General features: G+C 69.2%; 26 protein-coding genes. 8 read left to right on the forward strand and 18 right to left on the reverse strand.

Annotation, left to right across the window (positions count from 1 at the left end; genetic code table 11):
- Nucleotides 1-960: an alpha/beta fold hydrolase gene (locus HPO96_RS17795; protein ID WP_171674553.1), complete on the forward strand. Its 960-nt coding sequence runs from the start codon at nt 1-3 to the stop codon at nt 958-960.
- Nucleotides 957-1,775: an MBL fold metallo-hydrolase gene (locus tag HPO96_RS17800; RefSeq protein ID WP_171674666.1), complete on the forward strand. Its 819-nt coding sequence runs from the start codon at nt 957-959 to the stop codon at nt 1,773-1,775. The genes HPO96_RS17795 and HPO96_RS17800 overlap by 4 nt, the downstream gene beginning before the upstream one ends.
- Here the strand turns inward: HPO96_RS17800 and HPO96_RS17805 are convergent.
- Together HPO96_RS17805 and HPO96_RS17810 are read right to left on the reverse strand one after the other, a co-directional pair.
- Nucleotides 1,688-2,062: a hypothetical protein gene (locus tag HPO96_RS17805; RefSeq protein ID WP_171674554.1), complete on the reverse strand. Its 375-nt coding sequence runs from the start codon at nt 2,060-2,062 to the stop codon at nt 1,688-1,690. The genes HPO96_RS17800 and HPO96_RS17805 overlap by 88 nt on opposite strands.
- A 107-nt stretch (nt 2,063-2,169) precedes the next feature.
- Nucleotides 2,170-3,114, reverse strand: coding sequence for an aminoglycoside phosphotransferase family protein (locus tag HPO96_RS17810; RefSeq protein WP_238355156.1), 945 nt, complete (start codon nt 3,112-3,114; stop codon nt 2,170-2,172).
- A 21-nt stretch (nt 3,115-3,135) separates the two neighbouring features.
- Here HPO96_RS17810 and HPO96_RS17815 point away from each other — a divergent pair, with 21 nt between their 5' ends.
- Nucleotides 3,136-4,002, forward strand: coding sequence for a DUF72 domain-containing protein (locus HPO96_RS17815; RefSeq protein ID WP_337796685.1), 867 nt, complete (start codon nt 3,136-3,138; stop codon nt 4,000-4,002).
- Here HPO96_RS17815 and HPO96_RS17820 read toward each other — a convergent pair.
- A complete protein-coding gene (locus HPO96_RS17820; protein ID WP_171674555.1) occupies nt 3,995-4,825 on the reverse strand; it encodes a carbon-nitrogen hydrolase family protein in 831 nt (276 codons plus the stop codon). The genes HPO96_RS17815 and HPO96_RS17820 overlap by 8 nt on opposite strands.
- Nucleotides 4,826-5,175: 350 nt before the next feature.
- Between HPO96_RS17820 and fgd the strand changes: the two genes are divergently transcribed.
- Together fgd and HPO96_RS17830 are read left to right on the forward strand one after the other, a co-directional pair.
- Nucleotides 5,176-6,183, forward strand: a complete 1,008-nt coding sequence (gene fgd / locus HPO96_RS17825; protein ID WP_171674556.1) for a glucose-6-phosphate dehydrogenase (coenzyme-F420) — start codon at nt 5,176-5,178, stop codon at nt 6,181-6,183.
- A gap of 51 nt (nt 6,184-6,234) precedes the next feature.
- Nucleotides 6,235-6,810, forward strand: a complete 576-nt coding sequence (locus tag HPO96_RS17830; RefSeq protein ID WP_171674557.1) for a GNAT family N-acetyltransferase — start codon at nt 6,235-6,237, stop codon at nt 6,808-6,810.
- Nucleotides 6,811-6,911: 101 nt separating this feature from the next.
- Here HPO96_RS17830 and HPO96_RS17835 read toward each other — a convergent pair whose 3' ends face one another.
- Nucleotides 6,912-7,451, reverse strand: coding sequence for a GNAT family N-acetyltransferase (locus HPO96_RS17835; RefSeq protein ID WP_171674558.1), 540 nt, complete (start codon nt 7,449-7,451; stop codon nt 6,912-6,914).
- 70 nt (nt 7,452-7,521) lie between these two features.
- On the opposite strand from HPO96_RS17835, the gene HPO96_RS17840 reads away from it, so the two are divergent.
- Nucleotides 7,522-8,289: an SDR family NAD(P)-dependent oxidoreductase gene (locus HPO96_RS17840; protein WP_171674559.1), complete on the forward strand. Its 768-nt coding sequence runs from the start codon at nt 7,522-7,524 to the stop codon at nt 8,287-8,289.
- A gap of 32 nt (nt 8,290-8,321) precedes the next feature.
- Here HPO96_RS17840 and HPO96_RS17845 read toward each other — a convergent pair whose 3' ends face one another.
- Nucleotides 8,322-9,116, reverse strand: a complete 795-nt coding sequence (locus HPO96_RS17845; protein WP_171674560.1) for an ABC transporter permease — start codon at nt 9,114-9,116, stop codon at nt 8,322-8,324.
- Nucleotides 9,113-10,066, reverse strand: a complete 954-nt coding sequence (locus tag HPO96_RS17850) for an ATP-binding cassette domain-containing protein (RefSeq protein WP_337796686.1) — start codon at nt 10,064-10,066, stop codon at nt 9,113-9,115. Before HPO96_RS17850 ends, HPO96_RS17845 begins: the two co-directional genes overlap by 4 nt.
- Nucleotides 10,067-10,163: 97 nt before the next feature.
- On the opposite strand from HPO96_RS17850, the gene HPO96_RS17855 reads away from it, so the two are divergent.
- Nucleotides 10,164-10,955 carry a TetR/AcrR family transcriptional regulator gene (locus HPO96_RS17855; RefSeq protein WP_171674562.1) on the forward strand — a complete coding sequence of 264 codons (792 nt, stop codon included), beginning with the start codon at nt 10,164-10,166 and terminating at the stop codon, nt 10,953-10,955.
- 19 nt (nt 10,956-10,974) lie between these two features.
- Here HPO96_RS17855 and HPO96_RS17860 read toward each other — a convergent pair whose 3' ends face one another.
- From HPO96_RS17860 to HPO96_RS39640, 11 genes are all read right to left on the reverse strand, one after another.
- Nucleotides 10,975-11,412 (reverse strand): hypothetical protein, encoded by a 438-nt coding sequence (locus tag HPO96_RS17860; protein WP_171674563.1) that lies wholly within the window; start codon nt 11,410-11,412, stop codon nt 10,975-10,977.
- Nucleotides 11,412-11,969 (reverse strand): hypothetical protein, encoded by a 558-nt coding sequence (locus HPO96_RS17865; RefSeq protein WP_171674564.1) that lies wholly within the window; start codon nt 11,967-11,969, stop codon nt 11,412-11,414. Before HPO96_RS17865 ends, HPO96_RS17860 begins: the two co-directional genes overlap by 1 nt.
- Nucleotides 11,970-11,992: 23 nt before the next feature.
- On the reverse strand, nt 11,993-12,604 hold the full coding sequence (locus HPO96_RS17870; RefSeq protein ID WP_171674565.1) for an FMN reductase: 612 nt from the start codon (nt 12,602-12,604) through the stop codon (nt 11,993-11,995).
- Nucleotides 12,601-13,713 (reverse strand): LLM class flavin-dependent oxidoreductase, encoded by a 1,113-nt coding sequence (locus tag HPO96_RS17875; RefSeq protein WP_171674566.1) that lies wholly within the window; start codon nt 13,711-13,713, stop codon nt 12,601-12,603. The genes HPO96_RS17870 and HPO96_RS17875 overlap by 4 nt, the downstream gene beginning before the upstream one ends.
- A gap of 80 nt (nt 13,714-13,793) precedes the next feature.
- Nucleotides 13,794-14,306 (reverse strand): hypothetical protein, encoded by a 513-nt coding sequence (locus HPO96_RS17880; protein ID WP_171674567.1) that lies wholly within the window; start codon nt 14,304-14,306, stop codon nt 13,794-13,796.
- 13 nt (nt 14,307-14,319) lie between these two features.
- On the reverse strand, nt 14,320-15,267 hold the full coding sequence (locus HPO96_RS17885; RefSeq protein WP_171674568.1) for a hypothetical protein: 948 nt from the start codon (nt 15,265-15,267) through the stop codon (nt 14,320-14,322).
- A gap of 2 nt (nt 15,268-15,269) precedes the next feature.
- On the reverse strand, nt 15,270-15,659 hold the full coding sequence (locus HPO96_RS17890; RefSeq protein WP_171674569.1) for a hypothetical protein: 390 nt from the start codon (nt 15,657-15,659) through the stop codon (nt 15,270-15,272).
- Entirely contained in the window at nt 15,659-17,722 is a 2,064-nt protein-coding gene (locus tag HPO96_RS17895) for a putative sodium/potassium/calcium exchanger (protein ID WP_171674570.1), read from the reverse strand. Before HPO96_RS17895 ends, HPO96_RS17890 begins: the two co-directional genes overlap by 1 nt.
- The gene (locus HPO96_RS17900; protein WP_171674571.1) at nt 17,719-18,204 is read right to left on the reverse strand and encodes a hypothetical protein; all 486 of its coding nucleotides are present in this window, start codon (nt 18,202-18,204) and stop codon (nt 17,719-17,721) included. The genes HPO96_RS17895 and HPO96_RS17900 overlap by 4 nt, the downstream gene beginning before the upstream one ends.
- A gap of 28 nt (nt 18,205-18,232) precedes the next feature.
- Entirely contained in the window at nt 18,233-19,612 is a 1,380-nt protein-coding gene (locus HPO96_RS17905) for a type IV secretory system conjugative DNA transfer family protein (RefSeq protein ID WP_171674572.1), read from the reverse strand.
- Complete coding sequence (locus HPO96_RS39640) at nt 19,612-21,075, reverse strand: M48 family metalloprotease (RefSeq protein WP_337796687.1); 1,464 nt, start codon at nt 21,073-21,075, stop codon at nt 19,612-19,614. The genes HPO96_RS17905 and HPO96_RS39640 overlap by 1 nt, the downstream gene beginning before the upstream one ends.
- A 213-nt stretch (nt 21,076-21,288) precedes the next feature.
- On the opposite strand from HPO96_RS39640, the gene HPO96_RS17915 reads away from it, so the two are divergent.
- Entirely contained in the window at nt 21,289-22,968 is a 1,680-nt protein-coding gene (locus tag HPO96_RS17915; RefSeq protein ID WP_171674573.1) for a glycosyl hydrolase family 28-related protein, read from the forward strand.
- Here the strand turns inward: HPO96_RS17915 and HPO96_RS17920 are convergent.
- Nucleotides 22,949-23,284: a tetratricopeptide repeat protein gene (locus tag HPO96_RS17920; RefSeq protein WP_238355157.1), complete on the reverse strand. Its 336-nt coding sequence runs from the start codon at nt 23,282-23,284 to the stop codon at nt 22,949-22,951. The genes HPO96_RS17915 and HPO96_RS17920 overlap by 20 nt on opposite strands.
- Between the last annotated feature and the right edge of the window lie 100 nt (nt 23,285-23,384).

The raw sequence follows: 23,384 nt of genomic DNA on the forward strand, positions 1-23,384 counted from the left end.
GTGCTGTCCTTCGACCTGTCGTACGACGAACTGCTCACCTACCCGGGGACGAACCCGCGGCCGGCCGACTTCGATCAGTTCTGGGAGAAGGCGCTGCTGGAGTTGGAGGCGACGGATCCGCAGGTCGAGTTCGCCGACGCGACCGACTTCCCGCTGACCACGGCGACCGCGCAGCACCTGTACTTCAACGGCACCGGCGGCTACCGCGTGCACGCCAAAGTCGTCCGGCCGAACGAGCCGACCGGCCCCGCCGTCCTGATCTTCCACGGGTACGGCGGTGAGCAGCCCAAGTGGGTCGACCTCTTGGGGTACGCCGCGCGCGGCTTCACCGTCGCCGCCTTGGATGTGCGTGAACAGGTCGGTTACCGGACGCCGTCCCAGGCCCCGAACAGTTTCTCCCTGCGCAATCACCTCGTGCACGGCCTCGACGACGGCCCGGACGGCCTGCTCTACAAGCACGTCTTCCTCGACACCCGACGGCTCGCCGACATCATCGGCGGCCTCCCCGAGGTCGACGAGACCCGGATCGCCACCACCGGCTGGAGCCAGGGCGGCGGCCTCAGCCTGGTCGCGGCCGCGCTGACGCCGTCCATCAAGTACGTCGCGAGCGTCTTCCCGTTCCTCTGCGACTACCAGCGCACCTGGGACCTGAACCTCGACACCGGCCCGTACGACGAGATCGTCACCTGGTTCAAGAAACGCGACCCGCGCCACCTGCGTCAGGACGAGGTCTTCAACACCCTCGGCTACATCGACGTCCAGCACCTAGCCCCGCGGATCCGCGCCGAGGTCACCCTGTACGTCGGCCTCGAGGATCAGGTCTGCCCGCCGTCCACCCAGTTCGCGGCCTACAACAAGCTGACCTCGGTCAAAGAGGCCCGCACCTACCCCGACTTCGGCCACGACGACCTCCCCTTCGCCCACGACGAGATCTACCAGTTGATCGGCGCCAAACTCTGAACACGCTCACGGTCCTCGGCACGGCCGCCCCCTACCCGCTGCCGGACCGCCCGTGCTCGGGCTACCTGCTGCGCGCGGGCGGTGCCGAGGTCTTGATCGACGCCGGGCCCGGCTCGCTCGCCGAGCTCCTTCGGCACACGACGCTCGACCGGCTCGACGCGGTCTGGTTGTCGCACCTGCACCTCGACCACATCGGCGACCTGCTGAATGCGTACTACGCGCTCGCGTACGGCGAGTTGCCCGTGCGGTCGCCGCTACCGGTCTACGGGCCGGCCGAGTTGGGGTCGCGGCTGGCCGGGTTCTTCGGTTTACCGGATGTCGCGCCGCTCAGCGACGTACTCGATCTTCGTCCGCTGTCGGACAGGCATCGGGTGCGTGTGCACAACCTCGAGCTGATCAGTCGGGCTGTGGAGCACGGGTGTGATGCCTATGCACTACGAGCCGAGGCTGACGGGCATTCGCTCGTGTACTCCGGGGACTGCGCACCTTGCCCATCACTCGACGAGCTCGCCGCGGGGGCGGACCTGTTGTTGTGTGAGGCCAACGACCCGGAGCCGACGCCGGTCCACCACACCCCCGAGCAGGCCGGGGCGCTGGCGCGGCGTACGGGCGCGCGGCAGCTCGTCGTCACCCACGTCGGGCCGCTCCTCGATCGCTTCGAGGCGACCACAGCGGCGGAGGCCGTCTTCGACGGGCCGACGAGCTGCGCCGAGGTCGCTACGACGATTCAGGTCGGGATCCACTCCGGCCACCACGGCGGCACGTTGCCGGGGCAGATCCCCGGCGAGGCGGCAGGCGTGCCCTGCCACGAGTAGAGCGCGAGGTCGGCGATCGCAATCGCGATCGCCGCCGCGATCAGCCCCATGAAGAGCGCCTTCCCCGCGTACCGATAGACGATCGTGAACAGCACCAGATTCACGATCAGCGCCAACGGAAGCCCCAGGAACAACAGCGTCAACCCGTTCGGCACCGAGCCCGCGACGTCCACCTTGCACTCCTTCCACGAGCGCGAGGTGATGACGACCAGCCCGAACGCCGCCCCGCCCCCGACGACAATCGCCAGGAACGACTCGGTCCGCCCGCCTTTGGAAAAGAGCGCCATGGTCCAACCGTAGGTGATGCGAACCGCCACCACTGCACAATCGCCCCACCCCCGCCGAGCCCACGCTTGGAGCGGCGCCGCCGTCCCAATTGTGCAGCGCTGGCGGATCAGATCCGCGCGGGCTCGAGCAGCCCGAGCAGCGCTTCGGCGATGCCGGCATCGCCGATCGGGGTGTTGTAGGCGCCGGGGAAGAGCCGGCCCCAGGAGGCGGCTCGGCCGAGCGGGCCGAGGCGCCAGGCGAGGTGCGCGGCGCGGCGGAGGTCGGCGAGGGCGTGGCCGTCGTCCGTCCACGGGGCGAGGTAGGCATCGCGGAGGCGGGCGTGGTCGGTGCCGATTCGCTGCAGGGGCACGAGCAGGCTGCAGAACGCGTGCGAGACGGTCGCGTCGCCCCAGTCGAAGAAGGTGAATCGGTCACAGGCGAAGACCTGGTTCTCGTGCAGGTCGGCGTGATCGAGTGTGTCGGGGATGCCGAAGGTCGCCAGCTCGGCGCACCAATCCACCAGCTGGGGACGAAGCTTGTGGAGAACCTCTCGCTGTTCGGCGGTCAGCGTCTGGTTGGCCGTGACCGCTCGGTCGAAGATGTCGGGGAGCTTGGCGAGGCGTGCGTCGGGGACGCCGAGACCGATGAGCTCATCGACGTGGTCGGCGAGTTTGCGCTGGAGTTCGGCGTACTGGCTGAGCAGGGTCTCCCAGGTCTCGGCAGTCCGCTCGACGTCGCGGAGCAGGCCGCCGCCGTCCGGGCTGAGCGACCAGGCGCGTCCGACGTCCACCGCGTACGGCGTGAGCACATGCTCGGGCACCAGCTCCGCCAAGCGCGCCATCAGCGCCGGCTCGAAGGCGCTCCCCGGCGGATTCGCTTTGAACCACACCGGTCGTGCCGCCTCGACCCGAACGATCACCGACCACGGCCGCAGCCGCACTCGCCGCGGCCCGGTCTCTTCAACGCCGACTTCGGCCAGCTGTGTATCCAGCCAGGTCAGCGCCTCGGCGCGCCAGTCGGCGTCCTCCCACGGGGTGCGGGCGTCGGTGTAGCTGCCGCGGTCGATCTGCATCCGCGTACGATAGTCAGTCTGGTGGCTTATCGAGTGGGAATTTCTGGTTGGCGGTACGCGCCTTGGCGCTCCGTCTACTACCCCGAGGGTTTACCGCAGCGGGCGGAGCTCGAGTATGTGTCCCGCCGGCTGAGTTCGGTCGAGTTGAACGGGTCGTTCTACTCGTTGCAGCGCCCGACGTCCTACCAGCGCTGGTACGCCGAAACGCCCGACGACTTCGTCTTCGCGGTGAAAGGGCCGCGGTTCGTCACACACATGAAACGGCTCGCGGACGTCGAGGCGCCGCTCGCCAACTTCTTCGCGTCCGGTCTGCTTGCGTTGGGCAACAAACTCGGGCCGATCCTGTGGCAGCTGCCGGGGAACTTCCGGTACGACGAACAGCGCCTCGCCACGTTCTTCGAACTGTTGCCTCGGACAACGGTCGAGGCGCTGGGGCTCGCCAAGCGGCACGAGGATCGCATGCAGGGCAAGGTGTTTCTCGAAACCGTGTCCGATCAGCCGCTGCGGTATGCGATGGAGGTCCGGCACGACAGTTTCGAGACCACCGGGTTCATCGAGCTGCTCCGGGAGCACAACATCGCCTTGGTCTGTGCGGACACGGCCGGAAAGTGGCCGATGCTCGACGACGTGACCGCCGACTTCGTCTACGTCCGGCTGCACGGTGCGGACGAGCTGTACGTGAGCGGCTACGACGACAAGGCTCTCGACCACTGGGCGGCGCGAGCGCGGATCTGGCACCAGGGCCGCACCCCCGCCGACGGCCGGACGGTCGCGAAGGACCGCCCGGCGCGCCGGCGCCGGGACGTCTACGTCTACTTCGACAACGACGCCAAGGTGCATGCCCCGTTCAACGCCGAGGCACTCTCGCGACGCCTCGGGCTCAGCTGATCCGCTCCCGCGTCCGCCGGCGGAACGCGCGTCCGACGGCGCTGATCTCCGCCTTGTGAAGATCGGTGAGGACGACGGCTGGTGTGGCGTCCTTCGGGCCGTGGACCGCCCACTGACCGTGCGGGTCGATCACGCCGGAGACGAGACCGGACTCCGGTTCCGCGGGGACGGCCAGGCTGACCCAGAACGTGTTGTTGGCCGCCGTGCCACGAGCCTGGACGGCGATGTTCTCGTTCGGACCGACGCCGACCGAGCAGTACGAGACGAGGACGCCGTCGACGTCCGACCGGTCGTACTCGGTGAAGAGCTCCGGGAACAGCACGTCCAGGCCGAGGGCGAGGCCGAAGCGGAACCCGTCCACCTCGAAGGTGGCCGGCGTCGTCCCTGGGGTGTACATCCAGGTGATTTTGGTTGTCGAGAGCATCCGTTCGTCGTAGCGGGTGACGAGTTTGCCCTGGTCGGAGACGACGTACATGCTGTTGTGCGGTCGGGCGTCGGGGAGTTGGTGGATGCTCGGGATGACGGTCCAGACGCCCAGCTCGCCGGAGAGTTTGGCGATGCTGTCGAGCTCTTCCTGCAGGACCGGCCAGGCGGCCTTGGTCCAGTCGGATGGGCCGATCTCATCCGGGCCGAGCGAGGACATGATGGTCTTGCTGGGGAAGCAGAGCGCGCCTTCGGTGAAATGGACCAGGCGGGCGCCGGCTGCGGCTGACTGCTTGAGCAGGGAGCGGATCTCGGCGCCGCTGGTGCGGAGCGCGGTTGGGTCGGTCGGGTCTTGGCGAGTTGTGGACTGGGCGACGGCGAGGCGTAGGGAATCCGGCATGTCAGCTCCTGGAGGAGTCGGGCGGAAGTGCCGGAGGGCAGCCGTGTAGGACTCGCCGGTCTTGGCGGCGCGGGCACGGACCCGTCGTTTGAGATTCCGGTGCGCTGTCATCTGGCCTTCCGCAAGCGCGGCACGAGGATCCTCCGGCGATCTCGCCCGCGGCAGTTGACCAGGACGAGCGGCCCGAGACCAGAAGTCCCTTTGCCTCCAGTCACAAGACCGGGCCGGAGCCGGTCAACGGAGGTGCGGCGCGGGCCGCGCCGGGAACGACTATAGCCAAGGTCGGCATAAAGTCGGAGGGGGAAACGGTTGATCGAGGTACAACGACATCGACGATTGGGAGCGCAAGGGTGAGCATTCGCGTCGGGTACAAGGCTTCGGCGGAGCAGTTCGGGCCGCGGGACCTGGTGGAGTACGCCGTCCGGGCCGAGGAACTGGGGCTCGACAGTGTGACGGTGTCGGACCACTTCCTGCCCTGGCGACACGAGGGCGGTCACGCGCCGTTCGCGCTGGCCTGGCTCGCGGCCGTCGGTGAGCGGACCAACCGGGTCCTGCTCGGGACGTCGGTGCTGACACCGACCTTCCGCTACAACCCGGCCGTGATCGCGCAGGCGTTCGCGACCCTCGGCGAGCTGTACCCCGGGCGGGTCATGCTCGGCGTCGGCACCGGTGAGGCGCTGAACGAGATCGCCGTCTCGGGTCGCGAGTGGCCCGAGTTCAAGGAGCGGTACGCGCGGCTGCGCGAAGCCGTCCAGCTGATCCGCGACCTGTGGACGAAGGACGGCGTCACGTCGGAGGGGCCCTACTACCCGACCGTCGACGCGTTCATCTACGACCGTCCCGACGTCCCGCTGAAGGTGTACGTGGCGGCCGGCGGGCCGTTGGTCGCGAAGTACGCCGGGCGGGTGGGCGACGGGTTCATCGCGACCTCCGGTAAGGGTATGGAGCTCTACACCGAGAAGCTGATGCCGGCCGTCCGCGAGGGCGCCGAGGCCGCGGGGAAGAAGTTCGAGGACGTCGACCGGATGCTCGAGGTCAAGGTCTCCTACGACCGCGACCCGAAACTCGCGCTGGAGAACACCCGGTTCTGGGCGCCGCTGTCGCTGACGCCGGAGCAGAAGCACAGCGTGACCAGCGCGACCGAGATGGAGCGGCTGGCCGACGAGCTGCCGATCGAGCAGGTCGCCAAGCGGTGGATCGTCGCCTCCGACCCCGAAGAGGTCGTGAAGCAGTTCCTGCCGTATCTGGAGGCCGGTTTCAACCACTTCGTCGTCCACGGCCCGGGGCAGGACCAGGAGCGCTTCCTGACCCAATTCACCGAGGATGTGCTCCCGCTGCTTCGCAAGCTCGAAGGCTGAGCCGCGCCCAACGGGGTTGAGCTGATCGGTCGGGCATTCGACACTGGGTGGGTGCCCGACCTACAGATCGTCCAGGACACCGACCCGCGCTGCGCCGAACTCGAAGCCGCCGGGTACCGCGTGGTGGGCGAATCCTGGGCGGCGCGGCTCTTCGATCCGGACCGGGCGCTGCTCGAGTCCGCGGTCACCCGGGCGACGGCGTCCGGGCTGACCGTGCGCGAGGTCGGCGCCGAGTCGGCTGTCGCGCTGCATGGGCTGGAGAAGATCAATCAGCCCGACTACCCGTACACCCCGGCCACCTCGCATGTGGTGGGTGAGGTGAGCGACGTCCGGGCGTTGTGGGGTGAGAACCGCGTTTTCGGGGCCTTCGACGGGTCGCGACTGGTCGGCGCGACGGTGATCGGCCACCGGGACGGGTTCGGTGACACCCGGTTCACTTCGGTGCTGGCGGCGTACCGGCGGCGGGGTGTCGGGCAGGCGGTGAAGGCGGCGTCGATCCTCGCCTTCCTCGACCTGGGCGTCACCCGGTTCAGCACCGGCGGCGCGGCCGTGAACGACGGCAGCATCGGGGCCAACCAGGCGCTCGGATACGAGCTGACCGAGCGCTGGCGGTCGTACGAGCTGTAGGGGCGGACCTGCGCCACTCAGCAACTCTCGAGTAGGCGGGCGACACGCCGTCGGACACGGCGTGTCGGGGGCTGGCCGAAGAGTTGGTGAGTGTTGGCGGTTCAGGTGCTGACCGTGACCGGCCGCGTGGGCGGCTCCAGGGGGTCGGGGGTCAGACGGGCGTGGCGCTCGACGTCGTGGCGGGTGCCGTCGTAGGTGAGTTTGTGGCGTTCGATGCCCTCCGGGAGGAAGCCGGCGGCGGCCGCGACGGTGCAGGAGGCCGGGTTGTTGAGCCGGTGGGCGAGCTCCAGGCGGTAGAGGCCGGCTTCGTGGTGGGCCCAGGTGGCGAGGGCGCGCAGGGCGTCCCGGGCCACGCCCTGGCCGCGGACGTCGGCGAGCGTCCAGTACCACGTCCAGCCGACCTGGTGGCGGTTGATGTTGGTGACGCCGACGCAGCCGATCGGGTGGTCGTCGGCGTCCGCGACGGCGTACACATGGCCGTTGTCGAGGTCGGCGACGCGGCCGATCCAGTCCAGCGCGGTGGCGCGGTCGACGATGCCGCCCTGGTAGACCATGTCCGGGTCGGAGTGCGCCTGTGCCAGGCGGAGCGCGTCCGCCGTCCGCCACCGCCGAAGATCGAGCCGCGCCAGCGCGTATCCCATCCATCGAATCTACCTCCGTGGCCGCGCGCGAAACCGGCTCGCCCGGCGCGCCTTGGGGCAGGATGACGGTATGGCTTATCTGGATTTCAGGGACCAGGTCGTGCTCGTCACCGGCGCCAGCAGCGGGATCGGAGCGGCGGCCGCGGTCGGGTTCGCCCAGACTGGAGCCACGGTCGCGGTGCACTACCACCGCAACGCCGACGGCGCGGCCCACACGGTGGCCGCCGTCCAGACCGCCGGCGGTACGGCGTCCCTGCACCAGGCCGACCTGGCCGACCCGGCGGCCGCGAACGCCCTGGTCGACGAGGTCCTCGCGAAGCACGGCCGGATCGACGTCCTGGTCAACAACGCCGGTGACCTGGTCAAGCGATCGCCGATCGTCGACGTACCGGACGCCGACTTCCAGCACATCCTCGACGTCAACGTGACCTCGGTCTTCGTGCTCAGCCGCCGGTTGATCCCGGTCTTCCGCGCCCAGGGCGGCGGCTCGATCGTCAACGTCACCTCGATCGCCGCCCGCACCGGCGGCGCGGGCGGATCAGTCGTCTACGCGACCAGTAAAGGCGCGGTCAGCACCTTCACCCGCGGCCTCGCCAAAGAACTCGCGCCCGACAACATCCGCGTCAACGCGATCTCCCCCGGCGTCATCAGCACCCCCTTCCACGATCGCCACACCACCCCCGACCAGCTCGCCGCCATGGTCAACACCATCCCCATGGCCCGCACCGGCACCCCCCACGAATGCGTCGGCACCATCCTCTACCTGGCCTCCGACCGCATGGCCTCCTACGTCACCGGCCAAATCATCGAAGTAAACGGCGGCCAACTCGCGCCGTAGGGGCCCCGGCCGACAGCCGGAGCCCCGTGGATTCAGCGGGAGAGGTTGCGGTAGCGGTGGGCGGAGAGGGGGAGGAAGACGGCGGTCAGGAGGAGGGGGCTGATGATCGCCATCAGGACGGAGTGGCTGCCGACCCAGGTGGTGGTGATGGAGGCGTCGGGGTTGCCGAAGAGGGTGCGGGCCGCGGTGGCGGCGGCGGACAGGGGGTTCCACTGGGAGATGGTGCCGAGCCAGGCGGGCATCGTGGAGGTGGCGACGAAGGCGCTGGAGAGGAAGCCGATCGGCCAGACCAGCACCTGGACGACGGTCAGACTCTGCGCGTTCCGGACCGAGAGGCCGATGTAGATACCGATCCAGAGCAGGGCGAAGCGCAGCAGGAGCAGCAATCCGAAGGCGGCCAGGGCTTTCGGTAGGCCTTCGTGCCAGCGCCAGCCGAGCGCGAGCCCGGTGCCGACCAGGACGGCGAGGGCGATCAGCGTGTCCAGCATGTCGGCGATGGCCCGGCCCATCACGACCGCGGCCGAGCTCATCGGGAGCGAGCGGAACCGGTCCGTCACGCCCTTCTCCTTGTCCTGGGTGACGGCGGTCATCGTGCCTTCCAGGCCGAACAGCATGGTCAGCGCGAAGATGCCCGGCACCAGGAGTTCGTAGTACGACTGGCCGTCCGGGAGGTCCATCGCGCCGCCGAGCAGGCTGCCGAAGACGAGCAGCATCAGCACCGGGAAGAACCAGGAGAAGATGATCAGGCCGGGTTGGTTGCGCCAGTGGGTGAGCGTCCGCCGGGTGATCGTCCAGCTGTCGGCCAGAGTCCAGCCGAGGGTCGTCATACCGCCACCTTCGATCCGGTCAGGTGCAGGAAGACCTCGTCGAGAGTGGGTCTGCGCAAGGTGATGTCCTCCGGTTCGATATTTGCCTCATGCAACGAATTGGCCATCACCACGAGGGCGCGGGTGCGGTCCTTGACCGGGACACTGAGCCGTTGGCCCTCGATCTTGAGCTCGCCGTCCGCGAGGGGCTCGGCGAGCCGGCGGACGACTTCGAGCTCGGCCGGATCGGTGAGGACGAGGTCGAGCCAGTCCGATCCGAGTTGGGTCTTGAGCTGGTCCGGCGTCCCCTCGGCGACGACCTTGCCGTCCTTGAGCATCGAGATCCGATCGGCCAGCTGATCGGCCTCCTCCAAGTACTGCGTGGTCAGCAGCACTGTGGTGCCGTTGCTGACCAGTTGCCGGACGGCGGCCCACACCTCGAGCCGCGCCGCTGGGTCGAGCCCGGTGGTCGGCTCGTCCACGAACAGCACGTCCGGCGCGACGATCAGGCTGGCCGCCAGGTCGAGCCGGCGGCGCATGCCCCCGGAGTACTTGCCGACGGCCTGCCCGGCCGCCGCGACCAGGTCGAACTGCTCCAGCAGCTCGTCCGCCCGCTTCGCCGCCTTCGCATGGGCGAGATGGTTGAGCCGGCCGAACATGGTCAGGTTCTGCCGGCCGGTGAGTACTTCGTCGATCGCGGCGTACTGGCCGACCAGGCCGATCCGCCGCCGGACCTCGGCTCCCTGCCTGCGGACGTCGTACCCCGCGACGCTCGCCTGGCCGGAGTCCATCTCCAGCAGTGTGGACAGGATCCGCACCGCCGTGGTCTTGCCGGCGCCGTTCGGGCCGAGCAGGCCCGTCACCGTGCCGGCGGTGACTGTGAGGTCGAAGCCGTTCAGGCCCGCCCCTTCGGTGCCGCCGCGGTAGTTCTTCCGGACGTCGGCCGCCTCGATCACCTGTTGGGTCGTCACTTCCCACCTCTCGCTCGGGTTGAGTCGTAGACTGTACCGTACAGCGTACGACTCGGGTACCATTCTCGACAACGACGAGCTTTGGGAGTTTGTTCCGTTGGCTGGAAAAAAGGTGGTGGCGGCCGATCCCGGGCGCAGTCTGGCGCTGTTGTGGGGGAGCCACGCCAAACCCGGCCGCTCCGGCCTGACCGTGCGCGCGATCGTCGACGCCGCCATCGAGCTGGCCGACGCGAACGGCCTGGAGGCCGTCTCGATGCGGATGGTCGCGGAGCGCCTGAAGGTCGGCACGATGTCGCTCTACACGCACGTCCCCGGCAAGGCCGAGCTGACCGACCTGATGTTCGACCACTTGCACAGCGACCTGTACGCCGACGTCGACGAGCCGTCCCGGCAGCCGGGCTGGCGGGCGGCCCTGGAGTTCATCGCCCACCGCAACTTCGAGATCGCCGTCCGGCACCCCTGGATCCACGAGATCCCGACCATGCGGACGGCGCTCGGCCCGCACATCACCCTCAAATACGAAGCCGAGCTACGCCCCCTCGACAACCTCGGCCTCACCGACGTCGAGATGGACTCCGTCCTCTCGCTCGTCCTCACCCACGTCCTCGGCACCGCCCGCGCCGGCGCCGAACAACTCCGCACCCAACGCGACTCCGGCCTCACCGACGAAGAGTGGTGGCGTCAGATCGCCCCCGTCCTCACCAACGTCATGGCCGGCACCAGCTTCCCCGTAGCCGGCCGCGTCGGCTCCTCCGTCGGCGAACACTTCCAGGCCGCCGTCTCTCCCACCCACGCCCTCACCTTCGGCCTCACCCGAATCCTCGACGGCATCAGCCTGCTCATCAGCACGCGCGACCCGAACCGCCCCCACTCAGCAACTGCCGAGTAACCCCCCGACACGCCGCCTCCTACGGCGTGTCGCCATCCGTGCGGGAAGTTGGTGAGTGCTGGCGGTCCGCGCGTCGCCGAGCGCGAAGTACGACGACGGCGGCCACCGCCATTCCGGCCCCGAGCGCCGCCCAGATCCACTGGTCACGATCCGGGCGGATCCCCGCCTGCCGCGCGAGCAACTCCTCCCCGCGCCAGGCGTACTGCACCTGCATCGCCTCGCCCTTCGCCGGATGCGCCTCAAAACGCGCCGTCTGCACGCGAACGGTCGCACCGCCGGGCAGGTGTACATCGAGCTCGAGGTAGTCCTCGTCCCAGCGATTGTCCACCGCCTCGACCAGGGTCGCCGAGGTCGTCGGCGCCTTGTCGAGCAGCCGATCCTCGGCGTACGCCTCCCAGCCGAAGTAGAAGGCCGCCAGGCTCATGACTGCAGCGAAGACCGCGAACCGGGCGTACATCAGGCGACCAGACCGAGGGTGGCGATGGTCCAGGGCAGGTCGTACGGCGGTTCCTCGCGCAGGGCTGTGAGGTGGCGACGGGCTTCGGCCGCGTCGGTGAGGAGGCCGTGCGGGTTGAGGGTGGCGTTGAGGTCGGGGGCGTAGCTGAAGCAGTGCCAGCTGTGGAAGGAGAAGTCGACTTCGAGGCCTACGAGCTCATGGCCGAGGATCGTCGCGTTCGGCGGAAACGGCGTCCGGTTGTCGAGGAGCTCGAAGAACTCGGCTGCGGTTGGCTCGTCGCCCGGTGGGTCGTGCTCAGCGCGGTAGGCCCATTCGGCGGCTCGTTCCGTGCGCAGGGTTTCAACCAGGGTGTCGTCGATACCGACCGCGAGGACGTCGGCATCGACGTTCGTCAACCGGACAGTTGTTTCCGCGTCCACGCGGTTGCTGAACCAGCACTGGTACGCGGCCGCGGGGAGGTCGGGGAGGAGGCAGTGGCTGATCGTCCAGAACGGGGCCGGGATGTCCGGCGGGCCGTCGGTGGGGGTGGCGATGACGTAGCCGCCGAGGATCAGCATGATCCGAGTATGGGGGAAGCGAGTCAGCTGTTCAGGAGGTTTTCGAAGGGGGTGGGGTTTTCGAAGGGGTCGGGTTTGGTGGGGTTGTCGTGGTGGAGGGTGGCTACTAGTTCGGCGGCGGCTTGGGTGATGCGGGGGCGGAGGGTGGCAGCGTTGGGGCCCCAGTCGGTGGAGGCGGCGTATACGCCGGTTGGGACCGGGATCGCCTTCAGGTAGGCGAAGAGGGGGCGGAGGGCGTAGTCGAGGACTAGTGAGTGTCGCTCGGTGCCGCCGGTCGCGCCGAGCAGGACGGGCTTGCCGGCCAGCGCCTGGTCGTCGAGGACGTCGAAGAACATCTTGAACAGCCCCGAGTACGACGCCGAGAACGTCGGTGAGACCACGATCAGGGCGTCGGCCGTGGTGACCGTCGTGAGCACCTTCTCCAGGTTGGCCGACGGGAATCCGGTGAGCAGGTTGTTGGTCAGATCGTGTGCGTGGTCGCGGACCTCGATCACCTCGGTCCGTGACGCGACGCCGCGGGTCGACAACTCGTCGTGCACGGCCGCGGCCAGCTGATCCGCGAGCAGCCGGGACGACGACGGGGTCGTCAGCCCCGCCGTCACCACGGCGATCACGCGTTCGGACGGCGTACTCATCGGACCGGCTCCTCGATCGTCTCCAGGGCCTGGGCGCGCTCGGCCGCCGTCTTCAAAGACGCATGCGTCGGCGCATCCGGAACGTGCGCGGGCTTCAGCGCCGCAAACTCCTTACGCAGCACGGGAACGACCTCTTCGCCGAGGATGTCGAGCTGCTCCAAGACGGTCTTCAACGGCAGGCCCGCGTGGTCGATCAGGAACAGCTGGCGCTGGTAGTCGCCGAAGTGCTCCCGGAAGGTCAGCGTGCGCTCGATGACCTCCTGCGGGCTCCCGACCGTCAACGGCGTCTCGCGGGTGAAGTCCTCCAGTGAGGGCCCGTGGCCGTAGACCGGCGCGTTGTCGAAGTACGGCCGGAACTCGCGGACGGCGTCCTGGGAGTTCTTCCGCATGAAGACCTGCCCGCCGAGCCCGACGATCGCCTGGTCCGCGGCGCCGTGCCCGTAGTGCTCGAAGCGGCGGCGGTACAGGTCGATCATCTGCTTCGTGTGCGAGGCCGGCCAGAAGATGTTGTTGTGGAAGAACCCGTCCCCGTAGTACGCCGCCTGCTCAGCGATCTCCGGCGAGCGGATGGACCCGTGCCAGACGAACGGCGGTACGTCGTCGAGCGGCCGCGGCGTCGAGGTGAACCCCTGCAGCGGCGTCCGGAACTTGCCCTCCCAGTCGACGACGTCCTCGCGCCAGAGGCGGCGCAGGAGCGCGTAGTTCTCGACGGCGAGCGCGATCCCGTTGCGGATGTCCTGGCCGAACCACGGATACACCGGGCCGGTGTTGCCACGACCCATCATCAGGTCGACGCGGCCGCCGGCCAGGTGCTGCAGCATCGCGTAGTCCTCGGCGATCTTGACCGGGTCGTTGGTCGTGATCAGCGTGGTGGAGGTCGAGAGGATCAGGTTCTTGGTCTGCGCGGCGATGAAGCCGAGCATCGTGGTCGGCGAGGATGCGACGAACGGCGGGTTGTGGTGCTCACCGGTGGCGAACACGTCCAGCCCGACCTCTTCGGCCTTCAGCGCGATGGCCACCATCGCCTTGATCCGCTCGCCCTCGCTCACCGTCGTGCCGGTGGTCGGATCCTCGGTCACGTCGCTGACGCTGAAAACCCCGAACTGCATCGCTCCTCCTCAGACTCTGTAGTTCACGATTAAACTACTTATCTCAGGAGAACGCCAACTACCGGGGTGGCATTCCGCGGTCAGATCCCGGTGGACTCGAGCACCGGCGCCGCGGCCTGGGCTGTCTGTCGCCAGGCCTGCCGGCGGAACCCGAGCACGATCCCGGCCAGGACGGCGCTGCTCAGCACGGCGGCCGCGACGACCAGCGGGATGCTGCGCGTCAGCCCGCCGGTGACGACCACGACCAGCCCGATCCCCGCCGTACATGCGGCCAGCGTCACAGCAATCGGCTTCTGCTGCCAGACCCAGCGGTCACCGGCCTCGAGCTCGGCGGTCAGGCCGGTCGCGAACGCGCGCAGCTCGCCGTCCCACGGCGCCAGCTCCAGGATCTGGGCCGCCGCCTGCCGGCACAGGTCGCGCTGCCGCTCGTTCGCGATCACGCGCACCTGATAGACGGTGACGGCCAGCGAGGCCTCGGTCATCCGGCGGATCGCCCACGCGAGCCGGGCCCGCAGGTCGTTGTCCTCGGGCCGCGCGCGGAGCTCGCCGTACAGGCGGTCGACCTCGGCGGCCAGCTCGTCATCGGGGTGCACTACGGGTGTCCTTTCACGGGATGTAGACGACCTTGCCCTGATCGACGGCGACCCGGCCGTCGACGTCGAACTGCCGGGTGTCGGTGTACGGCACGCCGCCGTAGCCCCGGCCGGTCACGGAAACCACGCCGTCCGTGGTCGTCTCGACGAACAACTCACCGCCCTCGCCGAGGCGCACGGCGATCACCGGATACTTGGTGATCTTCCAGGTCTTGTCGTCACCGCCGATCGGGCAGCCGTCACCGGCCGACTTCAGGCAGGCGGCCAGGTACGCCTTGATCTGTCCGTCGGCCGCGGCGTTCGCACTCGCCTTCACCCGTGGCTCGACCATGACCTCCTGGTCGCCGAAACCGACGTCCGCGGTGACGGGGTCGCTCTCGAGCAACGGGTTGTCGCCGGACGAGACGACATATCGGCCGGGGAACACCGCGATCTGCGTGGTCACCTCGGGCGACGGCGCGGGCTTGCCGTTCACGAGGACGCCGGTGAGCGTCGGGCCGGACAGCTGTAGCGTCGGCCGATCGCTGGAGATGGCCCAGCCGCGGAACATCCCGGCGGTCAGCTCGGGCTTGCGACTCAACCGCAGCTCACCCTCAGCCGTCGTGTCACCGACCTTGAACCGCACCTTCGCGACGCGCTGGTTGTCGTCGCTCTTCATCTCCAGCACCTTCAGGCCGGACGGCGGGACGTACGCCTCCGAGCTCAGGAGGCCGTCGATCGACGTACCCGAACTCCCGACGTACGACGCCGCGGCGGTCGCGTCGCGATCGGCCAGCGCGGCGAAGTAGTTCTCGACCACGGCCTGCGGCGTGAACCAGATCCGCTGGACGGCGAACGTCGCGATACTCACGGTCGCGATCGCCGCGACCACGATCGTCGTCCCGATCACGCCGCGCGGCGTCGGCCGCCAGGGCTCCACGAACGGACTGGTCCGCCCGTCGGGTCGCACACTCGTCTGCATCCTCAAGCCTCCTCGGCTGTGTTCTGGGCCTGCGCCAGGTACTCGTCCCGCTTGGCGTTCCGGTCCGCCATGATCTGCCCGTGGTGCCGCACCGGCGGCTCGTGCCGGCACGTCGCCAGCTCCTTCCAAGCCACCGCCGACCGCCGCAACTCGTTGTGCCACCGCACCCCGTCGGCCGGATTCACCGCACTCCCCACCACCCACCGATGCCAGTACCAGAACATCGCCAACTCGACCCGCAACCCCTCATGCACCGGCCAACACGGCGGCAACACCACCCAAGGCGCATAAGCCTCCTCAACCCACTCCACCCACTCCGCCAACCCACCCCACCGAACCGCCCGCTCCTCAGCCCCCAACCCCTCCCAAACCCAAGCCGGCCTACCAGCCATCACTCCACCTCCCGATCCGCCGACCCCTCAGCCGACCCGTCATAAGAGCCCCCCTCAAAACCCCCACCCGCACCAGACTCAGCCTCCATAGCCGCCGCCACCTCAGCATCCTCACCCGCCATCCCCCCACCCCCAGCCCCCGAGCCACCCTCCACCTCGCCCCCACCCGCAGCCGCACTCTCGCCTGACGCCGCGCCCTCGCCCGACGCCTCGCCCTCACCCACCCCGGCCGCTGCGTCATCCTCCGCCTCGACCCCGCCTACCGCCCCGCCCTCGCCCAACGCCCCGCTCTCGCCTGACGCCCCGCCGTCGTCCACCCCCGCCGAGGCGTCATCCGCCTCACCCACGGCCTCGGTCTCCCCCTCACCCCCCGCCTCAGCCAGCTCGTCACCCTCAGCCTGTCCGCCGGCCCGCCCCTCCCCCTCGACCTCAACCCCGGCCTGTCCTTCGGCCTCGGACGCGGCCAGCTCGTCAGTCTCCGACTCAACCTGCGCCTGCGAGTCGGCCTCAGGCTCGACCTCGTCGGTCTGTGCCTGCTGTTCGGCGTTGGGCTCGGCCTGCGCCTCGGTCTCGGACCCGACCTGCGCGTCCGCCTCCGACCCGACCTCCGAGCCGGCCTCGGCCTCGACCTCGCCGGCCTGTGCCTGCTGTTCGGCGTCGGTCTCCGCCTGGGCTTCGGTCTTGGACTCGACCTGCGCGTCCGCCTCCGACTCAACCTCGCCGGCCTGTGCCTGCTGCTCATCTTCGGACTCGGCCTGGGCCTCGGTCTCGGCTTGTGTCTGCTGCTCGGTCTCGTCGGTCTGAGCCTGCTGTTCGGCGTCGGTCTCCGCCTGCGCCTCGGCCTCGACCTGCGCGTCCGCCTCAGACTGGGCCTCGTCGGCCTGTGTCTGCTGCTCATCCTCGGCCTCGGCCTGGGCCTGGGCCTGGGCCTCGGTCTCGGACTCGACCTGCGCGTCCGTCTCCGACTCGGCCTGCTGCTCGGTCGCTACGTCAGTCTGCGCCTGGGTGTCGTCCTCAACCTGCGCATCAACATCCGCCTGTGAGTCCGCCTCGACCTCGGACTCTTCCTGCTCGCCAACCCCGCTCTCGACCAGTACGTCGTCCTCGACGTCCCCCGACTCCTCGAGAACAACCTCCTCCCCACGCTCTACCGGCGCCTCCTCCGGCACCCCATCGCCCTCGGCCCCACCCTCGTCGAGCCCATCCTCAGGTTCCCCCGCCAACCGCCCCCGCGGCTCCCCCTCCCGCTCAGTGCCGCCCTGCGCCTCCCGCTCAGCTTTCTCCCGCGCCTCCTGCGCCTTCCGCTCCCGCAGTTCGTCCTCATCCGCGAGAACCTGGTCGACGTACCGCTGCTCAACCTCAGCCAGCGGCCTGTGCTCCACCGGCGTGATCAACTCTTCGTGGCCCGGAGGCGGTTCCGTGTCGCCGTAACGCTCGGTCTGGATATGCCGGACCGCCTCCCGGTACTGCAGGTGGTCGTAACGCTCGGCCTCGGACATCCGGCGGGTGTCGACCGTCGCCCGGGCCCGGTCCAACTCGTAGAGCAGGTGGTTGTCCCGGTCCTTGACCCGGAACCACTCGGGAGTGTGGAACTGCACCTCGAACTGCTGCAGCACTTCGCCGTCCTCGACGACCGCCCAGGTGGAGTTGATGCCCCGGTAGTCCGGCTCGTTCAAGGTGTTGCGTTCCTTGAGCATGACGAACTTCTGATCCTCGAGCCGACGGTAGGCGTCCCGTACGCCGTCGGTGTACTGCTCACGCGGGAACGTCAGCGTGTAGCGGTTGAGGTCGTTGGTCGAGTCCGCCACGTCCTTCGCCGAGCGCCGCCGCGGACGACGCGCCACCTTGCTCCGGAACGAGTTGAGCGACTTGAGGGAGAAGTCGAGTCCTTCGAGTTTGCTGTTGTGCTCAGCAGTCTCGTTCCGCACCCGCTCGAGCGCCCTGTCGAGGGCACGCCGCCGATCCGCGGCGCGCTGGTGCGCCTCGCGGACGGCCCGGTCTTCCTCGGCGGTCAGCGTCAGATGGGCCTCGTGACCTTCGCCGCGCCATGCCACGGAACTCACAGGTCGGTGGCTCCGACGACCCCGGTGGTCTCCTGGATGATGCGTTCGGCTTCGGCCGCGTCGATCGGCTTCAGGTCGGGGACGTCGTGGGGACCGCCGACCAGGAAGTCGTGGATCTCGGTGGTGTCGGTCCACTCGGTGTTCCAGAAGTACTGCTCCGCCAGGCGATCCGGGCTGCTGAGCCGGCGGTAGACGAAGGTGCCGTCGCTGGGGTCGCCCTTGGCCCGCGACTCGTGAAGCACCCAGTACTTGACGAATCGCTGGCGATCGGCGAGCAACTCCTCGGCCTGCTCCGCCGAGATCGTGACCTGCAGGCTGGGCAGCGGGAAGTACCGCTCGGTGCCCGGATGCCACGTCCAGTCGACGAACGACAGGTACTCGAGAACATCACCCTGCCGCCGCCACAAAGCCCCCGGACGCTCGGCCGTCTCCCGCGCTGCCTGGGACACGATGGCGATGTACTGCCAGTCGTCGGTGTTCATGTGGTGGGGTCCTTCGGGGTGGTGGGGGTCATGGGGTGAAGCCTTGGAGGGTGGCGAATTCGGGGATGGCGCCGGCGGGGCGGGCTTCGGTTTGGAAGGGGGGTTCGGAGCGCCAGAAGAGCCAGGCGTGGAAGGGCGGGAGCATTTGGATGGAGCTGATGGGGAGGGCGGGGCGGTAGATGCTGGAGACGGTGTGGTTGGCGGCTCCTAGGGAGCCGCCGACGCCTACGGTGCCGGGGGCGGATGCCATGGCGTTGGGGTTGAGGTTGGTGCTGGTCATGGACTGGCGTTCTTCGCCGGCCCAGGAGGAGATGTTGTGCAGGTCGTCGCCGTTGGAGAGGCCGCCGAAGATGAGTTTGGCGGTGGTGGCGGCGAGGATGGCGGCTTGTTGTTCGACGCCGTAGCGGTTGCGGAGCTGGGCGAGGCTCTGGGTGGCCCACATGGTGACGATGCCGCGGCCGCCGCCTTCGCTGACCAGGGAGGGCAGGCTTTGCAGGGGCGCGATGTTGGCGATCTCGTCGAGCGCCAGCAGCAGCGGCGGGTCGAGGCGGCCGCCGCGGGCGGCGGCGAGTTCGGAGGCGCGTTGGGCGATGCTGTCGACGAGGCCGGCCATCAGCGGCGCGATCGCCTGCTGCTGGTGTGACGGGCCGATGATGAACAGGGACGAGCGGGTGTTCAGGAACTCGTCGATGTCCAGGTCGTTCGCCGAGCAGGACGCCAGTACGGTCGGTTCGGACGTCGCTTCGAGCGTGTTGCGAGCCACCGAGTAGAAGCTCCCGCGCTCCCGATCGCCGAGGAGCTTCACCGCGTCCAGATCGTCGGCCCACATCGCGCCCGGGCTCGACGACAACCGCAGGATCGCCGTGGGGTCACGGGTCTCCTGCGCGGTCAACCAACGCCGTACGACGGACACCGGCAGCCCTTCGAGCGCCGCCGCGTGGAAGTACGCGCGCAGGATCGCCGCCGCGCCGCCACGCCAGTGGTCCCCGTCCGAGACGCCCTGCCCCGCGACCGCCGTCATCGCCGCCACCCGGCGGTAGCAGACCGACGGGTTCTCGCAGTCGGCCAACGGCGACCAGCGCATCGACAGCTCGGGATACTCGCTGCCGAACGGGTCGTACACCAAGACCTTGCCCCCGTACGGCGCTGCCAGCGCGCGCCGCCGGTTGCCGGTGAACTGGAGGATGTCGCCGCGTGTCGACGTACAGACCAGCGGTCCCTCCCACCACAGCACCGACGGGATGATCAGCCCGGACGTCTTGCCGTACCGCGGCGGCCCGATGATGCCGACCGAGTCCTCCGGGGCGCTCCAGCAGCGTTTGTACCCGCCGCGCGCGTCCCACCCGAGGAACACCTGCCGGCGCGGGTCGGTCGTGAACGGCGGGATCGCGGGCCACTGGTTGCTCATCAGTCCCTCGCCAGGCCGCTCGTCACGATCACCGGCGTCGGCGCCGCCGGGGCGTCGGCGTCCGGCAGCGGGTACTCGACGCCCGGCTCCTCGATCGCCTCCAGCCGCAACTCGTTCGGCGGGTGACTGGCCTGCATCGACAACTCCCAGCTGTTCCGCGCGCCGTCGAAGTTCGTCCGGAACCGGGCCAGCGCCGTCCGCAGGCCGGCCCGTTCACCGGCGAACACCGCGCCCTGGTCGGCCTGGTACTCCATCGCGCGCCCACCGGCCGCCTGCATCGGGACGACGATGTACCTGATCGTGACGAAGATCGGCCAGGTCATGATCGCGATCGCGAACTGGACGACGCCGCGGGTACTCGCGAGCAACCAGCTGCAGACCCGGTACGAGATGTAGAGCGGCAGCGCGACGCCCTGGATGAAGGCGCCGGCCAGGGCGTCGGCGTTCCGCCAGTGCGTGAGCTCGTGACAGAGGACGCCGGCGAGCGGCTCGGGCGCGTAGTCGAACTCGTCCAGATAGCCCTTGGTGACCATGATGTGCCGGACGGAGGCATACGCGTTCGGATCGCGGTCGTCCAGCATCAGCAGCGGTGGGACGAAGGCCAGGCCCATCTTGCGAGCGCAGTCCTGCAGGATCGGCTCGATCAGCTCCCGCTCGCGCCGGCTCGGACGCCGCGCGCCCATCAGCTTGAGCTGCCAGCGGTCGGTCGCGATCTGGTAGATCGTGTAGAGGAAACCGCAGAGCGCCGCCGACAGGAGTTGGGCGAGCAGCCGGCCAACGGCTTCGAGCGGGCTGTCCGCGGTGACGGCGAGCCAGGGCAGCAACAGGCCGCCGACGAAACCGCCGACCGCGCCAACCGCGGCCCCGGCCAGCAGACCGAGGATGCCGCCGCCTTGGAGCAGAGTGCCGCTGAGCAGGCTGTCCAGGACCGGGATGTCACTCAGCCACGAGCTCGCCGAGCTGAACCCGCCGTACAAGCCGCCCGCGAACCCGGCGATACCGCCGAACACCAGCCCGACGCCGCCGAGCAGGACGGCGGCCGGCAGATTCAGCCAGGCGGCGAGCAGGGCCCCGACGAGGCCGCGCTTGTTGCGCAGCATGCCGGTCATCAACCAGGAGAGCACGCCTGGATAACCCGGCGGCGGTGTGAAGGCGAACCGCCACCACGCAGCTGCCCGCGCGCGCTTCGAGCCCTTCGCTGCGGCCGGCGCGACGTCCGGTGGCGCCGGATGCGGCCGCGGTGGGCCGGTCGGGGGACCGGCGTTCTCCAGGAAGGACGCAGTCGGTACGCCGACCGGGCCGGACGGCGACCGCGGTGGACCAGCCGGCGCGACCGACGGGCCGCGCGGCGGCCCGCTCGGGCCCGGCGCCACGCCGGTGGGTGGTGCGGCGCCGGCGCCGCAGTGTGGGCAGGTTTGGCCGGCCGGGTCTCGCTGGTTTCCACAGCGGACGCAGATCCCCACGCGGTCCTCCCGGTTCGGGCGCTCAAGGCCACTTGGTCGTCACGGAGCGGAATCGACCCTAGCGGTGGCCAGGAGCCGGTTGGAGCGGAAAGACCGAAAAACATCTGCAGGAAGTGGCAAGTTCCGGAACCACAGGCTCTTGTCATGGTGGGTCCGCGTGGTGAAACTGAGTGCCGTCACATGAAACCTCCCGCCCGCCTCGTGGAGTGCCGAATGTCCCCTGAATCAGCTCGATTGAGCCGCCGGCTCCTGCTCGGCTCCGCCGCCGCGGCCCCCGCCGCAGGTCTGCTGACCGCCCCCGCCCACGCCGCCCCGACGACCAAATCCCGGCGCGACCTCTCCACCCAGCTGCTCGACGAATGGGCCGCCGCCCCCGGCGCGCACCCGCTCATCCCCGACATCTCGCACGCCGGTTATCGCGGCGGCGAGCGCCCCCGGCGTCCGCGCACGGTCGCCGATGTCGTCGACTTCGGCGCCCGCCCGAACAGCCCGAACGACGCCGCGGCCGCCTTCACCGCCGCCGTCCGGTACGCCGGTGAACGCGGTGGTGGCACCGTCGTCGTACCGGCCGGGACCTATCGACTCGACTCTCCGCTCTGGATCCACTGGTCGAACGTCGTCCTCAAAGGCGCCGGCCGCGGCCGCACGATCCTCCACTTCACGAAACCGCTGGAGGAGTCGTACCGCCCGAATCTCCAACCCAGCTTGCAAAGTCGCTGGTCATGGACGGGCGGCCAGATCTGGGTGATGCCCGCCGAGCGCAAGGCGCAGTCCGAGGCCGAGGACTACGCGACCTCCGAGGGCTGGCTGCTCGGCGAGACCCTCGCGGACGTCGGCGCCGCGTCCCGCGGCCAGCGCACCCTCCTGGTCAACACGACCGCGAACCTCAAAGCCGGCGACCTCGTCGTCCTGGAAACAGACAACCCCGCGGACGCCGGCGTCCTGCGTCACCTCGCCGGTGACATCCCCGGCCTGCCCAGCTACGACTGGCGAACCAGAGCACCGCAACTGACCACCGGCTCAGGCGGTCAGTACGTGCAGTACGCCAGCCTGCAGTGGCCGGTCCGGATCGAGGCGGTACTTGGTGAACGCCTCGTCCGGCTGGCCCAGCCGCTCCGCTACGACCTGCGGCCGAGTTGGCCGTCGCGACTACGAGAGATCGGCCCGACCGTGCACGACGTCGGCATCGAGTCGCTGACGATCCGCAACGAGCTGCGCCCGATGACGATCCACAACCGGCACCCAGGCGCGAACGGCCTGTGTTTCCAGGCCGTTCACGACTGCTGGGCGGACGACGTCCGCGTCGAGAACTGCGATCTCGGCTTCGGGTTCACCACCACGAAGGCGATCACGCTGACCAACGTGGTCGTCGGCGGCCGCTCCGCGCACCACAGCTTCGCGTGCCGGATGCAGGCGCACGACAACCTGGTCGACGGATTCGAGATCGAGCCGTTCACCGTGGCGTTGCCGTCCGGTGCGTTGCACCACGGCCTCAACCTCGAAGGTCTCTCGGCCGGCAACGTGTGGCGGCGCGGCAAGATGGCCGAGGGCACCTTCGACACGCATCGCGCGATGCCGTTCGAGAATGCTCGGACCGACATCACTCTGGTGAACAACGGCCGAGTCGGTGGTTCAGCGGCGTCCGGACCGTTGTTCGGCGCGCGCATCGCGCACTGGAACGTCCGCATCACCTCTGGCAGCCCGTACGCCATTCACCTGACCGACGTGGCGCCCCGCAGCATCACTGTCGGGCTGCAGGGCCTCACGTCCACGGCCAGCGGTCTGCCGCGCGACTTCCAGGGCGATCTCGAGAACGCGACCTACCTACCCGACGCCCGCCCCGCCGTACCGGATCTGTATGCCGCGCAGCGGCTCAGCTGCGGTGTGGCTTGAGCAACTCGTCGTCGCCGGTGAGCGCCGCTGCGATGCGGCGGTGCTTACCGGCTTCGTCCCGCCGGGACTGGCGTTCGAGAGTCCGCGCCAGCATCAGATGGGCGTAGTACTCGGTGGGCTCACGTTCCAGCACCTCTAGTAGGTGCTCTTCGGCCGGCTTCAACAGCGCCGCGTGGTAGTAGGCACGCGCCAGCAGTAGCCGGGTGCCGACGTCGTCCGGCGTCTCTTCGACGACCGGAAGGAGCGCACGGATCGCACCGCGGTAGTCGCGCTCCTCGAAGTACTGCTGACCGATGCCGTAGCTGAGTGCACGCATGTCCTCCATGCGCTCCTCAACACCAGCGACGCGCTTTGTATGCCCTATGTACCTGGTAGGCGCCACAGCGGTCGCCTACAGTGCTGGACCGATGGCACAT

The sequence above is a fragment of the Kribbella sandramycini genome (genome assembly GCF_013131805.1).
In the GTDB taxonomy this organism is placed as follows: Bacteria; Actinomycetota; Actinomycetes; order Propionibacteriales; family Kribbellaceae; genus Kribbella; species Kribbella sandramycini.

Excerpts from the sequence above, each read along its gene's own strand:
- HPO96_RS17805 (WP_171674554.1), bottom strand. The coding sequence starts at position 2,062 with ATGGCGCTCTTTTCCAAAGGCGGGCGGACCGAGTCGTTCCTGGCGATT.
- HPO96_RS17810 (WP_238355156.1), bottom strand. The coding sequence starts at position 3,114 with ATGCAGATCGACCGCGGCAGCTACACCGACGCCCGCACCCCGTGGGAG.
- HPO96_RS17820 (WP_171674555.1), bottom strand. The coding sequence starts at position 4,825 with ATGCCGGATTCCCTACGCCTCGCCGTCGCCCAGTCCACAACTCGCCAA.
- HPO96_RS17835 (WP_171674558.1), bottom strand. The coding sequence starts at position 7,451 with ATGGGATACGCGCTGGCGCGGCTCGATCTTCGGCGGTGGCGGACGGCG.
- HPO96_RS17840 (WP_171674559.1), top strand. The coding sequence starts at position 7,522 with ATGGCTTATCTGGATTTCAGGGACCAGGTCGTGCTCGTCACCGGCGCC.
- HPO96_RS17845 (WP_171674560.1), bottom strand. The coding sequence starts at position 9,116 with ATGACGACCCTCGGCTGGACTCTGGCCGACAGCTGGACGATCACCCGG.
- HPO96_RS17860 (WP_171674563.1), bottom strand. The coding sequence starts at position 11,412 with ATGTACGCCCGGTTCGCGGTCTTCGCTGCAGTCATGAGCCTGGCGGCC.
- HPO96_RS17865 (WP_171674564.1), bottom strand. The coding sequence starts at position 11,969 with ATGCTGATCCTCGGCGGCTACGTCATCGCCACCCCCACCGACGGCCCG.
- HPO96_RS17870 (WP_171674565.1), bottom strand. The coding sequence starts at position 12,604 with ATGAGTACGCCGTCCGAACGCGTGATCGCCGTGGTGACGGCGGGGCTG.
- HPO96_RS17875 (WP_171674566.1), bottom strand. The coding sequence starts at position 13,713 with ATGCAGTTCGGGGTTTTCAGCGTCAGCGACGTGACCGAGGATCCGACC.
- HPO96_RS17885 (WP_171674568.1), bottom strand. The coding sequence starts at position 15,267 with ATGCAGACGAGTGTGCGACCCGACGGGCGGACCAGTCCGTTCGTGGAG.
- HPO96_RS17890 (WP_171674569.1), bottom strand. The coding sequence starts at position 15,659 with ATGGCTGGTAGGCCGGCTTGGGTTTGGGAGGGGTTGGGGGCTGAGGAG.
- HPO96_RS17900 (WP_171674571.1), bottom strand. The coding sequence starts at position 18,204 with ATGAACACCGACGACTGGCAGTACATCGCCATCGTGTCCCAGGCAGCG.
- HPO96_RS17905 (WP_171674572.1), bottom strand. The coding sequence starts at position 19,612 with ATGAGCAACCAGTGGCCCGCGATCCCGCCGTTCACGACCGACCCGCGC.
- HPO96_RS17915 (WP_171674573.1), top strand. The coding sequence starts at position 21,289 with ATGTCCCCTGAATCAGCTCGATTGAGCCGCCGGCTCCTGCTCGGCTCC.
- HPO96_RS17920 (WP_238355157.1), bottom strand. The coding sequence starts at position 23,284 with ATGCGTGCACTCAGCTACGGCATCGGTCAGCAGTACTTCGAGGAGCGC.